General features: G+C 66.1%; 18 protein-coding genes. 10 read left to right on the top strand and 8 right to left on the bottom strand.

The annotated features are described in order from the left end of the window. From Q0030_RS40105 to Q0030_RS40090, 4 genes are all read left to right on the top strand, one after another. On the top strand, nt 1-999 hold a 999-nt coding region (locus tag Q0030_RS40105), incomplete at its 5' end, for an ATP-binding cassette domain-containing protein (RefSeq protein WP_298380530.1). 51 nt (nt 1,000-1,050) lie between these two features. Then, nucleotides 1,051-1,749, top strand: coding sequence for a phosphatidylserine decarboxylase (locus tag Q0030_RS40100; RefSeq protein ID WP_092127222.1), 699 nt, complete (start codon nt 1,051-1,053; stop codon nt 1,747-1,749). 180 nt (nt 1,750-1,929) lie between these two features. Then, nucleotides 1,930-2,808, top strand: a complete 879-nt coding sequence (pssA, locus tag Q0030_RS40095; RefSeq protein WP_298380528.1) for a CDP-diacylglycerol--serine O-phosphatidyltransferase — start codon at nt 1,930-1,932, stop codon at nt 2,806-2,808. A gap of 297 nt (nt 2,809-3,105) precedes the next feature. Continuing rightward, nucleotides 3,106-3,825, top strand: a complete 720-nt coding sequence (locus tag Q0030_RS40090) for an RraA family protein (protein ID WP_298380526.1) — start codon at nt 3,106-3,108, stop codon at nt 3,823-3,825. A gap of 187 nt (nt 3,826-4,012) precedes the next feature. Here the strand turns inward: Q0030_RS40090 and Q0030_RS40085 are convergent, their stop codons facing one another. Continuing rightward, nucleotides 4,013-4,633, bottom strand: a complete 621-nt coding sequence (locus Q0030_RS40085) for a TerC family protein (protein ID WP_298380523.1) — start codon at nt 4,631-4,633, stop codon at nt 4,013-4,015. A 274-nt stretch (nt 4,634-4,907) separates the two neighbouring features. Continuing rightward, nucleotides 4,908-5,192 carry a hypothetical protein gene (locus tag Q0030_RS40080; protein ID WP_298380521.1) on the bottom strand — a complete coding sequence of 95 codons (285 nt, stop codon included), beginning with the start codon at nt 5,190-5,192 and terminating at the stop codon, nt 4,908-4,910. Between the two features lie 325 nt (nt 5,193-5,517). On the opposite strand from Q0030_RS40080, the gene Q0030_RS40075 reads away from it, so the two are divergent. Then, nucleotides 5,518-6,345, top strand: a complete 828-nt coding sequence (locus tag Q0030_RS40075) for an SDR family NAD(P)-dependent oxidoreductase (RefSeq protein ID WP_298380519.1) — start codon at nt 5,518-5,520, stop codon at nt 6,343-6,345. Here Q0030_RS40075 and Q0030_RS40070 read toward each other — a convergent pair. Continuing rightward, nucleotides 6,323-7,777 carry a PLP-dependent aminotransferase family protein gene (locus Q0030_RS40070; RefSeq protein WP_298380517.1) on the bottom strand — a complete coding sequence of 485 codons (1,455 nt, stop codon included), beginning with the start codon at nt 7,775-7,777 and terminating at the stop codon, nt 6,323-6,325. The genes Q0030_RS40075 and Q0030_RS40070 overlap by 23 nt on opposite strands. An 88-nt stretch (nt 7,778-7,865) precedes the next feature. Between Q0030_RS40070 and Q0030_RS40065 the strand changes: the two genes are divergently transcribed. Then, complete coding sequence (locus tag Q0030_RS40065) at nt 7,866-8,273, top strand: cupin domain-containing protein (RefSeq protein ID WP_298380515.1); 408 nt, start codon at nt 7,866-7,868, stop codon at nt 8,271-8,273. After that, nucleotides 8,270-8,731, top strand: a complete 462-nt coding sequence (locus Q0030_RS40060; protein WP_298380513.1) for a carboxymuconolactone decarboxylase family protein — start codon at nt 8,270-8,272, stop codon at nt 8,729-8,731. The genes Q0030_RS40065 and Q0030_RS40060 overlap by 4 nt, the downstream gene beginning before the upstream one ends. On the opposite strand, the gene Q0030_RS40055 is transcribed toward Q0030_RS40060, so the two are convergent. The 5 genes from Q0030_RS40055 to Q0030_RS40035 all read right to left on the bottom strand — a co-directional run bounded on the left by Q0030_RS40055 (nt 8,728) and on the right by Q0030_RS40035 (nt 13,476). After that, nucleotides 8,728-9,645, bottom strand: coding sequence for a DMT family transporter (locus Q0030_RS40055; protein WP_298380511.1), 918 nt, complete (start codon nt 9,643-9,645; stop codon nt 8,728-8,730). The two genes, Q0030_RS40060 and Q0030_RS40055, sit on opposite strands and share 4 nt — an antisense overlap. A gap of 127 nt (nt 9,646-9,772) precedes the next feature. Continuing rightward, nucleotides 9,773-10,324, bottom strand: coding sequence for a GrpB family protein (locus tag Q0030_RS40050; RefSeq protein ID WP_298380509.1), 552 nt, complete (start codon nt 10,322-10,324; stop codon nt 9,773-9,775). Nucleotides 10,325-10,381: 57 nt separating this feature from the next. Then, nucleotides 10,382-10,978 (bottom strand): DUF2889 domain-containing protein, encoded by a 597-nt coding sequence (locus tag Q0030_RS40045; protein ID WP_298380507.1) that lies wholly within the window; start codon nt 10,976-10,978, stop codon nt 10,382-10,384. Nucleotides 10,979-11,201: 223 nt separating this feature from the next. Beyond that, the gene (locus Q0030_RS40040; protein WP_298380505.1) at nt 11,202-12,758 is read right to left on the bottom strand and encodes a long-chain fatty acid--CoA ligase; all 1,557 of its coding nucleotides are present in this window, start codon (nt 12,756-12,758) and stop codon (nt 11,202-11,204) included. After that, nucleotides 12,688-13,476 carry a TetR/AcrR family transcriptional regulator gene (locus tag Q0030_RS40035; protein ID WP_298380532.1) on the bottom strand — a complete coding sequence of 263 codons (789 nt, stop codon included), beginning with the start codon at nt 13,474-13,476 and terminating at the stop codon, nt 12,688-12,690. Before Q0030_RS40035 ends, Q0030_RS40040 begins: the two co-directional genes overlap by 71 nt. A 94-nt stretch (nt 13,477-13,570) precedes the next feature. Between Q0030_RS40035 and Q0030_RS40030 the strand changes: the two genes are divergently transcribed. The 3 genes from Q0030_RS40030 to Q0030_RS40020 are packed head-to-tail and all read left to right on the top strand — an operon-like array spanning nt 13,571 to nt 15,622. Next, nucleotides 13,571-14,755 carry a lipid-transfer protein gene (locus Q0030_RS40030; RefSeq protein ID WP_298380503.1) on the top strand — a complete coding sequence of 395 codons (1,185 nt, stop codon included), beginning with the start codon at nt 13,571-13,573 and terminating at the stop codon, nt 14,753-14,755. Between the two features lie 7 nt (nt 14,756-14,762). Beyond that, complete coding sequence (locus Q0030_RS40025) at nt 14,763-15,218, top strand: MaoC family dehydratase N-terminal domain-containing protein (RefSeq protein WP_298380501.1); 456 nt, start codon at nt 14,763-14,765, stop codon at nt 15,216-15,218. Next, the gene (locus Q0030_RS40020) at nt 15,215-15,622 is read left to right on the top strand and encodes a MaoC family dehydratase (protein WP_298380498.1); all 408 of its coding nucleotides are present in this window, start codon (nt 15,215-15,217) and stop codon (nt 15,620-15,622) included. Before Q0030_RS40025 ends, Q0030_RS40020 begins: the two co-directional genes overlap by 4 nt. Nucleotides 15,623-15,706 lie beyond the last annotated feature (84 nt).

Genomic DNA, 15,706 nt, shown 5'->3' with positions numbered 1-15,706 from the left:
CAGCCGCTGAACTTCATGGGCATGGTGTATCGCGAGATCAAGCAGGCGATCATCGACATCGAGAAGATGTTCGACGTGCTGGCGCGCGATCCCGAGGTGAAGGACGTGCCGGGTGCCAAGCCGCTCGTGGTGTCGTCCGGCAGCGTGCGCTTCGAGGATGTCCGCTTCGCCTATGAGCCCGACCGGCAGATCCTGAAAGGCCTGAGCTTCGAGGTGCCGGCCGGCAAGACGGTCGCGATCGTCGGTCCGTCCGGCGCCGGCAAGTCGACGATCTCGCGGCTGCTGTTCCGGCTCTACGATGTCTCGAGCGGCCGCATCCTGATCGACGGCCAGGACATCAAGACCGTGACGCAGACTTCGCTGCGATCGGCGATCGGCATGGTGCCGCAGGACACCGTGCTGTTCAACGACACCATCCGCTACAACATCCGCTACGGCCGCTGGGATGCCGGCGACGACGAGGTGGAGGAGGCGGCGCGGCTGGCGCAGATCGACGGCTTCATCCGGATGTCGCCGCAGGGCTACGAGACCCAGGTCGGCGAGCGCGGCCTAAAACTCTCCGGCGGCGAGAAGCAGCGCGTCGCGATCGCGCGCACGGTCTTGAAGGCCCCGCCGATCCTGGTGCTCGACGAGGCGACCTCCGCGCTCGACAGCCACACCGAGCACGAGATCCAGGGCGCGCTGGAGCGGGTCTCGCGCAACCGCACCTCGCTGGTGATCGCGCACCGGCTCTCGACCATCGTCGGCGCCGACGAGATCATCGTGCTGGACCAGGGCCGGATCGCCGAGCGCGGCACCCACGCGCGGCTTTTGGCCTCCGACGGCCTCTATGCCAGCATGTGGAACCGGCAGCGCGAGGCCGAAGAGGCCCGCGAACGGCTCGCCCAGGTCGATGACGACGGCAGCGCGCCGAATCGCCTGCCGCCCGTGGTCACCGATTCGTCTGATGATTCCACCCCGGTTGAGGGTGAGAAACCCTTGCCGACCGCCGCGGAATAGTCGATTTAGGGCCTCTCCCGCCGCAGGGGCGGGGTACCACAGCGAGCTCTGATGTCGATCGCCAATTCCATCCGCGCGCAGATCCCGCCGATCCACCCCGAGGGCTATCCGTTCATCGGCGGCTTCGCCCTGGCGAGCCTGATCCTGTTCTGGATCTGGACCCCGCTGGGCTGGATCGGGACGTTGCTCACGGTCTGGTGTGCGCTGTTCTTCCGCGATCCCGTCCGCGTGACGCCGCTGCGCGACGGCATCGTGGTGTCGCCGGCCGATGGCCGCGTCTCCATGGTGGTGCAGGCGCTGCCGCCGGCCGAGCTTGGCCTCGGCGACAAGCCGCTGCCGCGGGTCTCGGTGTTCATGAGCGTGTTCAACTGCCACGTGAACCGCAGCCCGGTGGCCGGCCGCATCGACCGCATCGCCTACCGGCCCGGCGCCTTCATCAATGCCGAGCTTGACAAGGCGAGCGAGGACAATGAGCGCAACTCGCTGGTGATCTCGGGCGCCAACGGCCGTATCGGCGTGGTCCAGATCGCCGGCCTCGTGGCGCGCCGCATCGTCTGCTTCGTCAAGGAAGGCCAGTCGATCGGCGCCGGCGAGCGCTTCGGCCTGATCCGCTTCGGCTCGCGGCTCGACGTCTATCTGCCCGAGGGCACCAAGGCGCTCGTCTCGGAAGGCCAGACCGCGGTTGCCGGCGAGACCATTCTGGCGGATTTCCGCAACGCCGACCCGGGCCGCACCTACCGCGCCGATTAACTCTGTTTCGCCAGCCTGGACCTCCCGTTCCGCTCGGAATCGGAACGGGAGCTCCAGATTTCTATTTTGACGAGTTTTCTCAACGCGAACAGGTATCCACTTCGCTGGAAAACGCTTTAACCAGCCGGTTCCCGCCGCGATGGCGGAGCCGGGACATGCTTGCTATATTGCAAGACCATGATGCCCTTTGATCCCAACTCCACCGAATCTCGCCGCCGCCGGTTCCGCCCGATCCCGGTGCGGATGCTCGTGCCGAACATGATCACGCTGCTGGCGATCTGCGCCGGCCTGACCGCGATCCGGCTGTCGACGGAAGGGCGGATGGAGCTTGCGGTCGCCGCCATCGTGTTCGCCGCGATCCTCGACGGCATCGACGGCCGCGTCGCGCGCATGATCAAGGGCCAGTCGAAATTCGGTGCCGAGCTCGACAGCCTCGCCGACTTCGTCAATTTCGGCGTCGCGCCGGGCCTGATCCTGTATTTCTGGCAGCTGCATGAACTGAACAATGGCGGCTGGATCGCCGCGATGGTGTTCGCGATCTCCGGCGGCCTGCGCCTGGCGCGCTTCAACGCCTCGATCGACGACCCGAACAAGCCGGCCTTCGCCGCCAATTACTTCACCGGCGTGCCGGCTCCGGCCGGTGCGATCACCGTGCTGCTGCCGATCTATCTCGCCTTCCTCGGCGTGCCGATGCCGCCGGCGACGCTGACGGCGTTCTACACGCTCTTGATCGCCTTCCTGATGGTGTCGCGCTTGCCAGTGTTCTCGGGCAAGACCGTGAAGATGCGCGTGCCGCCGGAGATGGTGCTGCCCGTGTTCGTGTCGGTGGTGTTCTTCGTCGCGCTGTTGATCGGCTATCCCTGGCACATCCTGTCGGCGGGCTCGGTCGCCTATTTGATCAGCCTGCCCTGGGGCTGGAAGTCCTACCGCGACCAGGAGCGTCAGCTTGCCGCTCAGACGCAAGGGGCGAGCGCACCGGTGGCGGCGCAGGCCGCTTCTCCCTACACGGCGCCGGTCACGGATGCGGACCACGACGATCGTCCGACGCATCTGCATTGAGGCTCTGTGTAATCCGTCATCCTCGCGCAAAGGCTTCGCCTTTGTCGCTGGAGGAGCGCGCAGCGCGTCTCGAAGGATGCACGGCCACGAGCCGGGCCGTCGACCCTTCGAGACGCGCGTTCCGCGCTCCTCCAGCGACAACGGCTTCGCCGTTGCGCGGGGGTGACGGTGATAGGGCGGTGTGTGCGTCCTCTTCCCGAAATATCAGCCATGAGCGTGCCTCGGTTGGGTTCGCCTGCGATCTCGGCTATAGGCTGAGACGGCTCAGCGAACGCCAAAAATCAGGAGAGAAACGCCGTGACGACATCCGCTTCCGCCCCGCTGCCTGCTTCCGTCCTCGAGGCGTTGGCGCGCTACGACACGCCGACGATCTGCAACGCGATGGAGATCGTCGCGCCGGAGCGCCGCCTGATCGGCTACACGGTGAAGCCGCTGGTCTGCCCGTTCCCGACCTTGCCGCCGATCGTCGGCTACGCGCGCACGGTCGCGATCCGCTCGGTGCTGAAATCCGGCCTGTCGGCCGAGGAACAGTCGAAGCGCCGCATCGAATATTATGAATATGTCGGCACCGGCTTCGGTCCGCGCATCTCCGTGATCCAGGACATCGACGGTCCCGACGTCGGCTACGGCGCGTTCTGGGGCGAGGTGCAGAGCGCCGTGCACAAGGCGCTCGGCTGCCTCGGCGTCATCACCGACGGCTCGATCCGAGACATCCCGCAATGGGCGCCGGGCTTCCAGGCGCTGGCCGGCTCGATCGGCCCGTCGCACGCCTGGGTGCATGCCGAAAGTTTTGGCGGCGAGGTCCGCGTCGCCGGCATGACGGTGCGTTCTGACGATCTGATTCACGCCGACAGCCACGGCGCGATCGTGATCCCGTATGAGATCGCGGCCAAGTTGCCCGAGGCCGCCGAGCTGTGCGGCCGCCGCGAGACCCCGATCCTGGACATCGCACGCAGCAAGGATTTTACGCTCGAGAAGCTGAAGGACGCGCTGAAGCGTTCGGCGGAAATCCACTGACGCAACGCAGGGTGAGGTCGATCAGCGGCCGCGACGGAATGTTGCTCCCTCTCCCGCTTGCGGGGGAGGGCTGGGGTGGGGGCTCTCTCCACGAGTCATATCGCGGAGACAGCCCCCCACCCGAAACGCATCTGACGATGCATTCCGACCTCCCCCGCAAGCGGGAGAGGTGCAGCGAGACCGGCGATCAGGCCGGCGCGACCTTTGCGATCTCGGACGCGCCGCGAATGGTCATGTCGACGGCGACGTACAGGATCACAGCGAGGCCGACATAGGCGATCCAGCGGTGGTTCTGCAGCAGCTTGGCGATAAAGGTCGCGGCCGCGCCCATCATTGCGATCGAGAGCGCAAGGCCGAACACCAGCACGATAGGCTGTTCGCGCGCCGCGCCCGCGACCGCCAGCACGTTGTCGAGCGACATCGAGACGTCGGCGACGATGATCTGGGTCGTGGCCTGCCACAGCGTCTTGCGCTGGTCCTCCGCGCCATCGGCGGTATGCTCGGCCGTCGCCTCATGCGCGGTGGCGCGCAGTTCCCGCCACATCTTCCAGCACACCCACAGCAGCAGGATGCCGCCGGCCAGCAGCAGGCCGACGATCTGCATCAATTGCGTGGTGAGCAGGGCGAACAGGATGCGCAGCAGCGTCGCAGCCGCGATGCCGATCAGGATCGCCTTGCCGCGTTGCTGCGCCGGCAGGCCGGCCGCGGCAAGGCCGATCACGACCGCGTTGTCGCCGGCCAGCACGAGGTCGATGACGACGACTTGCAGCAAAGCGCTGAGGGCGTCGAGTGAAGGCAGTTCGGACATGGGCAATGCTCCCCTTGAGGTCGGGAGTGGACCGTTTCGACGACGCCGTCATGTAGACGGCAAATCCGCCGCGGCGCGTATCCGCGTCGCGGGTCGAAGCAGGGCCACTCCAACTGAGTTCCAGTCCGACATCGCAGCTTGTGGCTGCCAGAGGGGCCCGGCCTGGGATTTACGGTCAAAGCGCGATGAAATCAGATTGGATTGTCATCGTGCTTTGTTCTTATTTGAGCATGATCTTTTCGGAAAACCGCTTCTCACTTTTCGGGATCATGCTCTACACCGGACGCAGCGCGGCCTGTTCCTCGAAGAACAGCGCCGCCTGATCCGGCTCGCCGAGGATCGCCGCCGCACACCCCATGAAGGTGAATGCTCCGGCAAAATCCCACAGCGTCAGGTTCGCCACGCTTGCACGCGTACGGATCACGCGCGCCGCAAGCGCGGCAATGGCTGCCTCTGCGAACAACACCAGGCTGAGCGCGGGCAGCACGAGTGCGGGCTCAACCAGACGAACGGTCAGGATGATCGGCAGCGCGGTCAGCACCGCGAATGACAGGAGCATGCCGAACGGCTCCGGCGAAGGAGCCTTACGCGAGAACCTGTCTGGAATGGTCGAGGACATTCCGATTCTTGCCGACTCTTGCCTATCCTGGCCTTGTCGTTCATCCCGACGATATCAGAATGCATTCACGTTGACGCGCGGCGCGGCGACGCGCGACTGCAGGCCGCGCGACAGACTGTACACTCGCGGCCGTGGAAGAGGGGCCGTGGGCGGGCCATTTTGGCGCCGTTTGGGGGCGATCGCGCCCCGGCATGCCATGGCAAAGTCCAATCTGCGCATTTATCTTTGGTGGCAGTGCTGGGAGAACGACCGAAGGGCGATGTCCATGAATATGGCAGGCAAGACCGTGCTGATCACCGGTTCCACCGATGGCGTCGGCCGCTACGTTGCGATGAAGCTGGCCTCTGCCGGCGCCCGGGTCCTGATCCATGGCCGCGATACCAAGCGGGCGCAGGCCCTAGCCGACGAGATCAAGCGGGTTTCCGGCCGCGAGCCGATGTTCTATCAGGCCGATCTCTCCTCGCTCGCCGAGGTCCGCGAGTTCGCCCAGCTGGTGCTCGACGACCAGGAGCGCCTCGATGTGTTGGTCAGCAACGCCGGCATCGGCTCGCAGAATGAGGGACCGGCGCGGCAGACCAGCAAGGACGGCCACGAGCTGCGCTTCGCGGTCAACTATCTCGCGGGCTTCCTGCTCGCGCATCTGTTGCTGCCGCGGCTCAAGGCGAGCACGCCGGCGCGCATCGTCAATGTCGCGTCGCTCGGCCAGCACCCGATCGATTTCGCCGACGTGATGATCACCAAGAACTACAGCGGCGGCCGCGCCTATGCGCAGAGCAAGCTGTCGCAGATCATGTTCACCATCGATCTTGCCGCGGAGCTCGAAGGCTCCGGCGTGACCGTCAATTCGCTGCATCCGGCGACCTACATGAACACCACCATGGTGCGTGCCAGCGGCGCGACGCCGATCTCGACCGTCGAGCAGGGCGGCGACGCCATCCTGCGTCTGGTCCAGGACGACGACGTCGCCGGAAAAAGCGGGCTGTTCTTCGACGGCAAGCGCGAGGCCCGCGCCCATGCGCAGGCCTATGATGCCGAGGCGCGCAAGCGGTTAAAGGCGTTGAGCCTTGCGCTCACCGGGCTGCGGATTTCCTGACGCGGCGGGCGGCCGGCGCGCCTTCAGTGCGACCTTGGCCACGGATCGCCTCGAACAGGCGCTTGCAGGCGGCCTGCACACCGCGACCGGGTACGGTTGCAATGCCGAGCAGCAGGCCCGGCTGCGCGCGCTTAGGTGAAAGATACCAGGGCGAGAGCGGGGCGGGCGCCAGCCCCTGCGCCAGCACCTGCCGCGCGATCGCGACATCGTCGGCCTTGTCGGGCAGCGTCAGCATGACCGCGAGGCCGGCAACCTGCACGTCGTTGCTCCACGGCCGCAAAGCGGCCGTCAACGCGTCACGGCGCTCGCAAGAGGCCCGCTTGGTTCGCCGGAGATGGCGGATGTAGTGGCCGTCGCGCATGAACTCCGCGGTGGAAAGCTGCACGGCCGGTCCCGGAGCAGGGGCAAGGCACGTCGCGACATCGGCGAACTGCGTTGCCAACTGCTCGGGCGCAACCAGGAAGCCGAGCCGAAGCGTCGGCGAGATCGTCTTGCTGAAGGAGCCGAGATGGATCACGCGGCCGGCGCGGTCGAGCGAGGCAAGCGCGGGCGCGGCGCGGCCATCGAGCTGCAACTCGCCGAGATAATCGTCCTCGATGATCCAGGCGCCGGATTGCGCGGCCCAATCGAGCAGTTGCGCGCGACGCGTCGGTGACAATGGTGGGCCGAGCGGCGCCTGCTGTCCCGGCGTCACGACCGCGAGCGCCGCGTCGGATGCGTGCTTGAGGCCGTGGTCGACATCGACGCCGTCGCCATCGACCGGGATCGGGATCAGCTCCAGCCGGGCAAGCTCGAGCCCCTTTCGGGTCAAGGGAAATCCCGGATCTTCCATCCATGCGCGGCGGCCTTCGAGGCCGAGCACGCGCAGCGCGAGGCCAAGTCCGCCGCTGAAACCCGAGGTGATGACGATCTGCGCAGGCGAGCATTCAAGCCCGCGCGCGATCGCGAGGTGCGCCGCGATCTCGCGCCGCAACTCGAGTTCGCCGCGCGGATCGATGGTGCGGGTCACCGCGCTCAATTCCGCCCGCACGGCGCGCGCGCGGATTCGTGCCAGCAGCTTTGCGGGGAGCACGTCTTGCGCGGGGACGCCCATCCGGAAGTGTCCTTGACCGCTCAGGTCATGAAACATCTCTACGACCGAGCCGGGAACGATCGGCGTATCGGGTTTTGCAGTCTTCCTCGGCCGCCTGGCGACGGTGGTGCCGTTCGCCTTCGACGACACAATGTGCTGGGCGTCCGCCAGTTTGTCGTAGGCCGCTCGCACGGTGCCGCGCGCAACGCCGAGCTGCGCGGCGAGGTCGAGCCACGACGGCAGCCGGGCGCCCGGCACCAGCACGCCATTGTCGATCGCCGCCGCAATCGCCTTGCGGATCTGCTCCGAGAGCGGCGTCCTGGCCGAGCGGTCGAGCGCGATGGGAAGCGAGTTTGGCATGGCCCGTGGTACACCAATTCGGTTCATTCTTGGTGCTTCTTTTCAGTCCCGCGCGCTCGCATTTATCCGACAGCAATGGAGGCACGAGATGAAGAATTTATGGATGGCGCTGCTGGCCTGCGCCGCGCTTGCGACGCCGGCAAGCGCGGAGTCGGTGACGCCGAAGTTCGAACATGTGATCCCGAACATTCCCGGCAAGTCGCTGGTCGCGGTCGAGGTCAACTTCCCGCCCGGCGAGTCCTCGGCGCCGCATCATCATGCCAAGTCGGCTTTTCTCTACGTCTATGTCCTGCAGGGCGCGATCGAGAGCCAGCTGGAGGGCGAGGCCGCGCACACCTATCGGGCCGGGGACAGCTTCTTCGAGCCGCCCGGCGCGCATCACGTGCTCGGGCGAAACGCCAGCGCCACCGAGCCGGCGAAGCTGCTCGCGGTGTTCGTCGTCGACAGCAACGACAAGGCGCTGACCGTCTTCGACAAGGAAGGACACAAGCCGTGAGCATGCGTATCGATTACAACAAGGTCGCGCCCGCGGGCATCAAGGCGCTCGGTGGCGTCTATGGCTACCTCACGCAGTGCGGCCTTTCGGCGAAATTGATCGAGCTGGTCTATCTGCGCATCTCGCAGATCAACGGCTGTGCCTACTGCCTCGACATGCACACACGCTCGCTGCAGAAGATGGGCGTTGCGATCGAGAAGCTGGCGCTGCTACAGGCCTGGCGCGAGGCGGAGGCGCTGTTCGACGCCGAGGAGCGCGCGGCGCTGGCCTGGGCCGAAACCGTCACGCGCGTCGCAGAAACCGCGATCCCGGATGCGGATTACCAGGCCGCCCGCGCGGTGTTCAACGAGAAGCAGCTGGTCGACCTGACCATCGCGATCGGCCTGATGAACACCTACAACCGGATCGCGATCGGCTTCCGCAACCCGCCGCAGGCCGTGCGCGAGCATACGAGCTAGCTCTGACGTTGCGCGAGGTAGAACCCGGCCAACACGGTGACCAATCCGGCCGCCTGCAACGTGGTCGGCGGCTCGCCAATCAGGAGCCATCCCAGCAGCAAGGTGAGCACCGGCACGGTCGCAGGAAATACGGCGGCGCGGGCAACTCCGAGGCGCTGGATCGACAGCGCGAACAGATACATTGCTGCGGGCCCGGCCAGGATGCCCTGGGCGACGGCTTGCAGCGCATTCTCGTGCAGGCCGATGGCCGCATCGCGGGCGAGCCCGCCCGAGGCGGCGTACAGCGGAAACAGGGACAGCGACAGCACGCTGATCACGGTCGCCACCGAGAACGCGGACACGCGCCAATAGCGCACCAGCGTGGCAAAGCCTGCAAACATCAATCCGGTCGTCACGAAGATCAAATCGCCCATCACGGCGCTCAATCCCATGTGGCCGATCGACTCGATACCGATGACGGCAAGGCCGATCACGATGACGACGGCGCCGGCGACCCGGGAGAGTGAGATCTGTTCCTTCAGCAGGACGACCGCGAGAAACAGTCCGCCCAGGGTCGCGCAGGAAGGCTGGATCACACTGCCGTGTCCCAAAGGCACGAACATGAAGCCGGCATAGCTGATCAGCGACATCACCGGGCCGCCCAACATCATCAGCGCCATGCCGCGGCCCCAACCGATGCCGCAGAGGTCCTTCAGGCCGGCGCGCACAACGAGCGGGATGAACACGACGCCCGACCACAGGAAGCGATGCATCAAGAGGTCCACAGGCGTGAACCCGACTTTCAGACCGTGCCGGGTCGCCACGAAGCCGAGAGCCCAGCACAGCGCCGCGCCGAGACCGCATGCGACCCCGAGCAGAATGGCTTTCTTATCAGGAAGGGCTGCCGGCTTGGCGACGGCCTTGTGTTCGTTCATGCCCGGACGAGTACGTTAGCTCCCAGGATGGATCAACCCATCGCGACGCAGGGCTGGTTGGCGCAGCAGCCAATTGCGAGGGTCTTCTTCGGCGAGGAACGTGCAGGCTGGCCGAGGTCCGCTTGTGCTATCGGGCTCGTGCCGCTGCGCGCCATGCGCGCACCCTGGCGGTGGTCTCCTCGACGAAAGCATCCTTGCCGGTCCGATAGGCTTCGATGTCGTCTTTTGAGGCAGCGGCGAGGGCCCGCTTGATCTCGGCGTAGGCGCGGGCCGCCTCGCCATGCGCGCGTAGGTAATCGCGAAACACCAGGCGTGCCTCCCAATTCGGATGAGACGGCTCCATCATATGCAGATGGTGGGTCCACGGACCCGGAGGTCCCTTGCGGAAGAACAACTCGCCGGGGATCCACGACGCATATTCCGGCATGTAGATGTAGCCGAGCGCCTCGAGCGGCGCGATGCAGCGTTGCCTGGCCTCTTCGAGGCTGCGCACGCCAACCAGCAGGTCGATGATGGGCTTCGACGGCAGACCTGGAACGGCTGTGCTGCCGACATGCTCGATGGCCAATGCGAACGCGCCGAGAGCTCGCTCGATCCGCGTGCGCTCCTGCGCGAACAATGCGGGCCAGTTGGGGTCATAATCGGAGACGACGATCGACCCGGCGCCGTACTTCTCCACGTTCTCCCCCTGATTGCTCCTCACAGAGTATCACGCAGGCAGCGGCCGTGGCGTCGCTCACGAACCCTGCTTCACCTCGACCGGCTGCTTCGCGAACTGCGGAAATGTCTCGGCCACGACAGGTCCATCCAGCCGCCACGAATAGCAGCCGCCGACGAAGAACGGCGGCTCGGTGGCGCCCTGCTGGTGATCGAGCGCGCCGCGGCCCTGCGGATCCTTGCCGGAGGTCGCGGTCTGGAACAGCGTCGTCACCGCAGGACCCAGCAGCTCCGCGAGATGGGTGCAGGTCTCGAGCTTGCCGATCTTGCGGCGGACCAGTTCGCGCCAGCCCTTGCCGATGCGTTCGCCGACCAGGCGCTGCAAGATGCCTTCGACGTCGAGGCAGGACGGGTAGGGCGTCGAGGCCATCGTGGTGCCGGTCTCGCGGATCGTAAAGCTGTCGTCGACCGCGAGCCGCAGCCTGATGTCGTGCACGGGGTCGTCGGGCTGCTGCAGCCCGCGATGCTTGTCCTGCCGCGCATAGGGTTTGGTGTCGACCAGCCGCGCCTCGACCTCCCACAGCCCGTCGTCGCGGAGATAGCCAAGACATTCGACGGAGCGGCGGTGCATCAGGCGGCGGGGGTTGCCGTCGGCATTGGTATCAGGTGCGGACATCGGAACTCGCTGGATTGAATCTCAAATTGATCCAATCGGCAGCAAGCTGCGATGTCAACGTCCGCCGTCCGCGCGGCGCCATGCACTGTGTAGGGCGGGTTAGCCGACTACGTCCGCCGTAGCTCGACGAGCGAAGGCGGAAGGCGTAACCGCCATGCCGCGGGGAAAGAAGTGGTGGGTTACGCTTCGCTAACCCACCCTACGATTGCTGCGATATCGGCCGTCAGCTGACGCGCCGCTCGCGGTTCTCCCAATACGGCTTGCGCAGCTCGCGCTTCAGGATCTTGCCAGCCCCTGAGAGCGGTAGCGGAGTTGCCGTGATGTCGACGCTACGCGGGCATTTGTAGCCGGCGATCAGCGCCTTGCAGTGCTCCATCAGTTCCTCCGGCGTGGCGCCGGCGCCGCTCTTCATCACCACGACGGCGTGGACCTGTTCGCCCCAGCGCTCGCTGGGGATGCCGATCACGGCGCATTGCGCCACCGCCGGGTGCTGGGCGAGGGCATTCTCGACCTCGGCCGAATAGACGTTCTCGCCGCCGGAGATGATCATGTCCTTGACCCGGTCGACCACGTACACGAAACCGTCCTCATCCATGTAGCCGCCGTCGCCGGTGTGCATCCAGCCGTCGATCACGGCGCGCGCGGTCTCCTCCGGCCGCTCCCAATAGCCCATCATCACCATATCGCCGCGCACCGCGATCTCGCCGACGGTGCCTGTTGGCACCACCTTGTCTTCCGCATGGACGATCTTCACTTCGGCGCCGAGCGTGGCGCGGCCGGCGCCGCGATGCCGGCCCTTGGCGCGGCCGTCGCCGATATGCTCCTTCCAGTGCAGCAGCGTCGCGATCGGCGACAGCTCGGTCATGCCATAGGCCTGCGTAAACTCGACATGCGGCAGCGCCTTCATGGCGCGCATCATCACGGCGTCGCTGATGACGGAGGCGCCGTAGGAGATCCGCTTCAGGGACGACAGGTCGTAACTGCCGAGCGTCGGGTGATCGACGAACATCTGGATCATGGTCGGCACCAGCAGGACGTCGGTGATGCGCTCCTTCTGCACCGCGGCTGCGACGCCGTCGGGCGTAAAGCCCTGGATCACGACATTGGAGCCGCCGGACAGCAGCACCGAATACATCGCCGCGCCATTGGCGAGGTGGAACATCGGCGCGGCGTGCAGATAGATCGAGGTGCCCGGCCACAGGCCTTCGCCGAGCGCATTCAGCGCATTGGCCATCAGATTGCCGTGGCTCAGCATCACGCCCTTGGAGCGGCCGGTGGTGCCGCCGGTGTAGAAGATGCCGGCGAGGTCGTCGCGGGTGCGCATCGCGTCCGGGATGGGTTCGCTGCGCGCGATCAGCGTCTCGTAATTCTCCATGCCCGCGGGCGTCTCGCCTTCGTCGGCATAGACCAGCTTCAGGCCCGGGATAGCGTTCGCCAGCGCCGTGCCGACCGCCGCGAACGCCTTGTCGACGAACAGGATCGTTGCGCGGCAGTCGCGCAGCGCATCCTCGTTCTCGATTGGAGACCAGCGGATGTTGAGCGGCACGATCACGGCGCCGGCCCAGCCGACCGCGAGGTACAGCTCGAGATAGCGGTCGGAGTTCAGCGACAGGATCGCGACGCGGTCGCCGTCCTTCGCGCCAAGCGAGCGGATCGCGGCGGCGAGGCGGGCGACGTGGGTGCCGACCTCGCGCCAGCTGCTCCGCCGCTCACCGCAGACGACCGCGAGCCCGTTTGGATTGACCTGCAGCGCCCGCCGCAGCCCTTGTGTGATGTTCACTCCCGTCCTCCCTTGATGCGTTTCCCACGTTTCTCTTGCGAGGCGGTTTGTCCGCCTTCTTGCGCGTTGATGCCATTTGCGTTGTTGTCTTAGCGATGCCTTCGGTGAGGCGGATCGCGAATTCTTCGGCGACGGCGTGTCCGGTCTGCTCACCGCCGGGCTGGAACCAGTGGCCGATCCAGTTCAGCGAACCGGCGATGGCGAAGGCCGCGAGCTTCGGGTCGCAGGGTCTTACCGAACCGTCCGCGATGCCAGAGGCGATATAGTCGCGGAAGGCGCGATCGATCCGCCGCTTCGCGGTCTGCACGATCTTGCGGTTGTGCTCGCTGAGATCGCGGAGATCGAAGCGGACCAGGCTCTTGCCGTAGTCCGTTGTCATCAGCTCGGCGTAGCGGATGGTGAGCTTGCGCAGCTTGTCGAGGCCGCTGCCGCCGCCGGCCGAGGTCTCGGCAATGCAGTCGTCGACCAGCTCGTGGCCGATCGACCAGCACTCGAACAGGATCTCGTCCTTGCCGCGGAAGTAATTATAGAGCGCGGGCTTGGTGATGTGCAGCCGCTTGGCGACGTCGTTCAGCGTGGCGCGGTGATAGCCCTGTTCGAGGAACAGGGCGACGGCCGTGCGCAGCACCGCCTCGCGCTTTTCGTCGCGGGCGCGGCGCCGGCTCTCGAACGGCAGCCAGGGCGACTCGGTGTTGGAAAGAGGGTAGCGGGCGTCCATCGCGTGGCTGTTGTCGCATTGACTCCGGAAGATCGCCCGTATATTACCCACGGGTAATAAATAGTCCAGTGGGTAATTTCCGGGAGGATCCGCGATGACGTCACGCACCTATGTTGCCGGGGTCGGCATGATCCCGTTCGTCAAGCCCGGCGCCAATGCGCCGTATCATGTGATGGGCGCCGAGGCGGCGAAGCTCGCGCTCGCCGATGCCGGGCTCGACTACGGCCGTGTGCAGCAGGCCTATGTCGGCTATGTCTATGGCGACTCCACCTGCGGGCAGCGCGCGCTCTATCCGGTCGGCATGACCGGCATCCCGATCGTCAACGTCAACAACAACTGCTCGACCGGTTCGACCGCGCTGTTCCTGGCGCGGCAGGCGATCGAGTCGGGCGCGGCCGATTGCGTGATGGCGCTCGGCTTCGAGCAGATGAAGCCCGGCGCGCTCGGGGCCGTGTTCACCGATCGCCCCAGCGCGTTCGACGATTTCGATGCCGCTGCCGATAAGCTGGTCGATGCGCCCGGCGTGCCGTTGGCGCTGCGCTATTTTGGCGGTGCGGGTTTGAGCCACATGAAGAAGTACGGCACGCCGCTCTCCGCGTTTGCCAAAGTGCGCGCCAAGGCGAGCCGTCACGCCAAGAACAATCCGCTGGCGCTGTTCCGCAAGGAAGTGACCGCCGACGACGTCATGAACGACCAGGTGATCTGGCCCGGCGTGATGACGCGGCTGATGGCGTGCCCGCCGACCTGCGGCGGCGCCGCCGCGATCCTGGTTTCGGAGAAGTTCGCCGACCAGCACGGCCTCAACAAGCAGGTCCGCATTGCGGCGCAGGCGATGACGACCGATACGCCCTCGACCTTCGGTGCGTCAGACATGATGCAGGTGGTCGGCTACGACATGGCGCGCGATGCCGCGAGCAAGGTCTATGAAGCCGCCGGCATTGGCCCCAGGGATCTCGATGTCGTCGAGCTGCACGACTGCTTCGCCCATAACGAGCTGATCACCTATGAAGGGCTCGGCCTGTGCGGAGAGGGCGAGGCCGCGAAATTCATCGATGACGGCGACAATACCTACGGCGGCAGGATCGTCACCAACCCGTCCGGCGGGCTGCTGTCGAAGGGCCATCCGCTCGGCGCCACCGGCCTTGCGCAGTGCTACGAGCTGACGCGGCAGCTGCGCGGCACGGCCGCGGCGACGCAAGTGGAAGGCGCGCGGCTCGGACTGCAGCACAATCTCGGCCTCGGCGGCGCCTGCGTCGTGACGCTCTACGAACGGGCCTGAGGCCGCCATGGTCGATCAATCCGCCGTCGGGCATGCGTTTACGCCCGTGACCGCGCGCGTCGAACCGGCGCGCCTGCGCTTCTTCCTCGACACGCTCGGCGAGACGAACGCCGTCTATCGCGACGATAAGGCCGCGCAGGCGGCGGGTTTCACGGCGGCGCCGGTGCCGCCGACCTATCTGTTTTGTCTGGAGATGATGGATGCGCCCGATCCGTTCGAGTTCCTGACCGCGCTCGATATCGATCTCGCCCGCGTGCTGCATGGCGAGCAGCGCTTCGACTATCACGCGCCCGTTATGGTCGGCGACACCCTGACTTTCAAGTCCCGGGTGGCCGATGTCACTGACAAGAAGGGCGGGGCGATGACGCTGATCGTTGTCGTCACCGAGGTCACCAACCAGGACGGCACTCACGTCGCCGATACCTCGCGCACGGTGGTGGTGCGCAATGCGAGGCCGTCATGAGCACTCGTTCTCCGTCGGTCGGCGACCGCATCGTCCACAAGACGTTTCCGCCGATCACCCGCCATCGCCTCGCGCTGTATTGCGGGGCCTCGGGCGATCACAACCCGATCCATGTCGATATCGATTTCGCGAAGGCCGCGGGATTCCCCGACGTGTTCGCGCACGGCATGCTGGTCATGGGCTATCTGGGCCAGGCGCTGACGGACGCGGTCAGCCCGTCGCGCATCCGCTCGTTCTCGACCCGCTTTGCCGCGATCACCCAGCTCGGCGCCGCGTTGACCTGCGAAGGCACGGTGACCGAGCTGATCGAGCAGGGCGGTGAGAAGCGGGCGAAGCTTGCGCTCACGACAAAAGATCAGAGCGGCGAGATCAAGCTTGCCGGCGAAGCCGTCATCGCGCTCTGATTGGCCGAGCTGCTATCGCAGCGGTACTGGGGCTCCCTCTCCCGCTTGCGGGGGAGGGGTGGGGTGGGGGCTCTCTCCACGAGT

The organism is uncultured Bradyrhizobium sp. (genome assembly GCF_947648125.1).
Lineage (GTDB): Bacteria > Pseudomonadota > Alphaproteobacteria > Rhizobiales > Xanthobacteraceae > Bradyrhizobium.
This window is presented reverse-complemented; position numbering and strand designations above follow the sequence as displayed.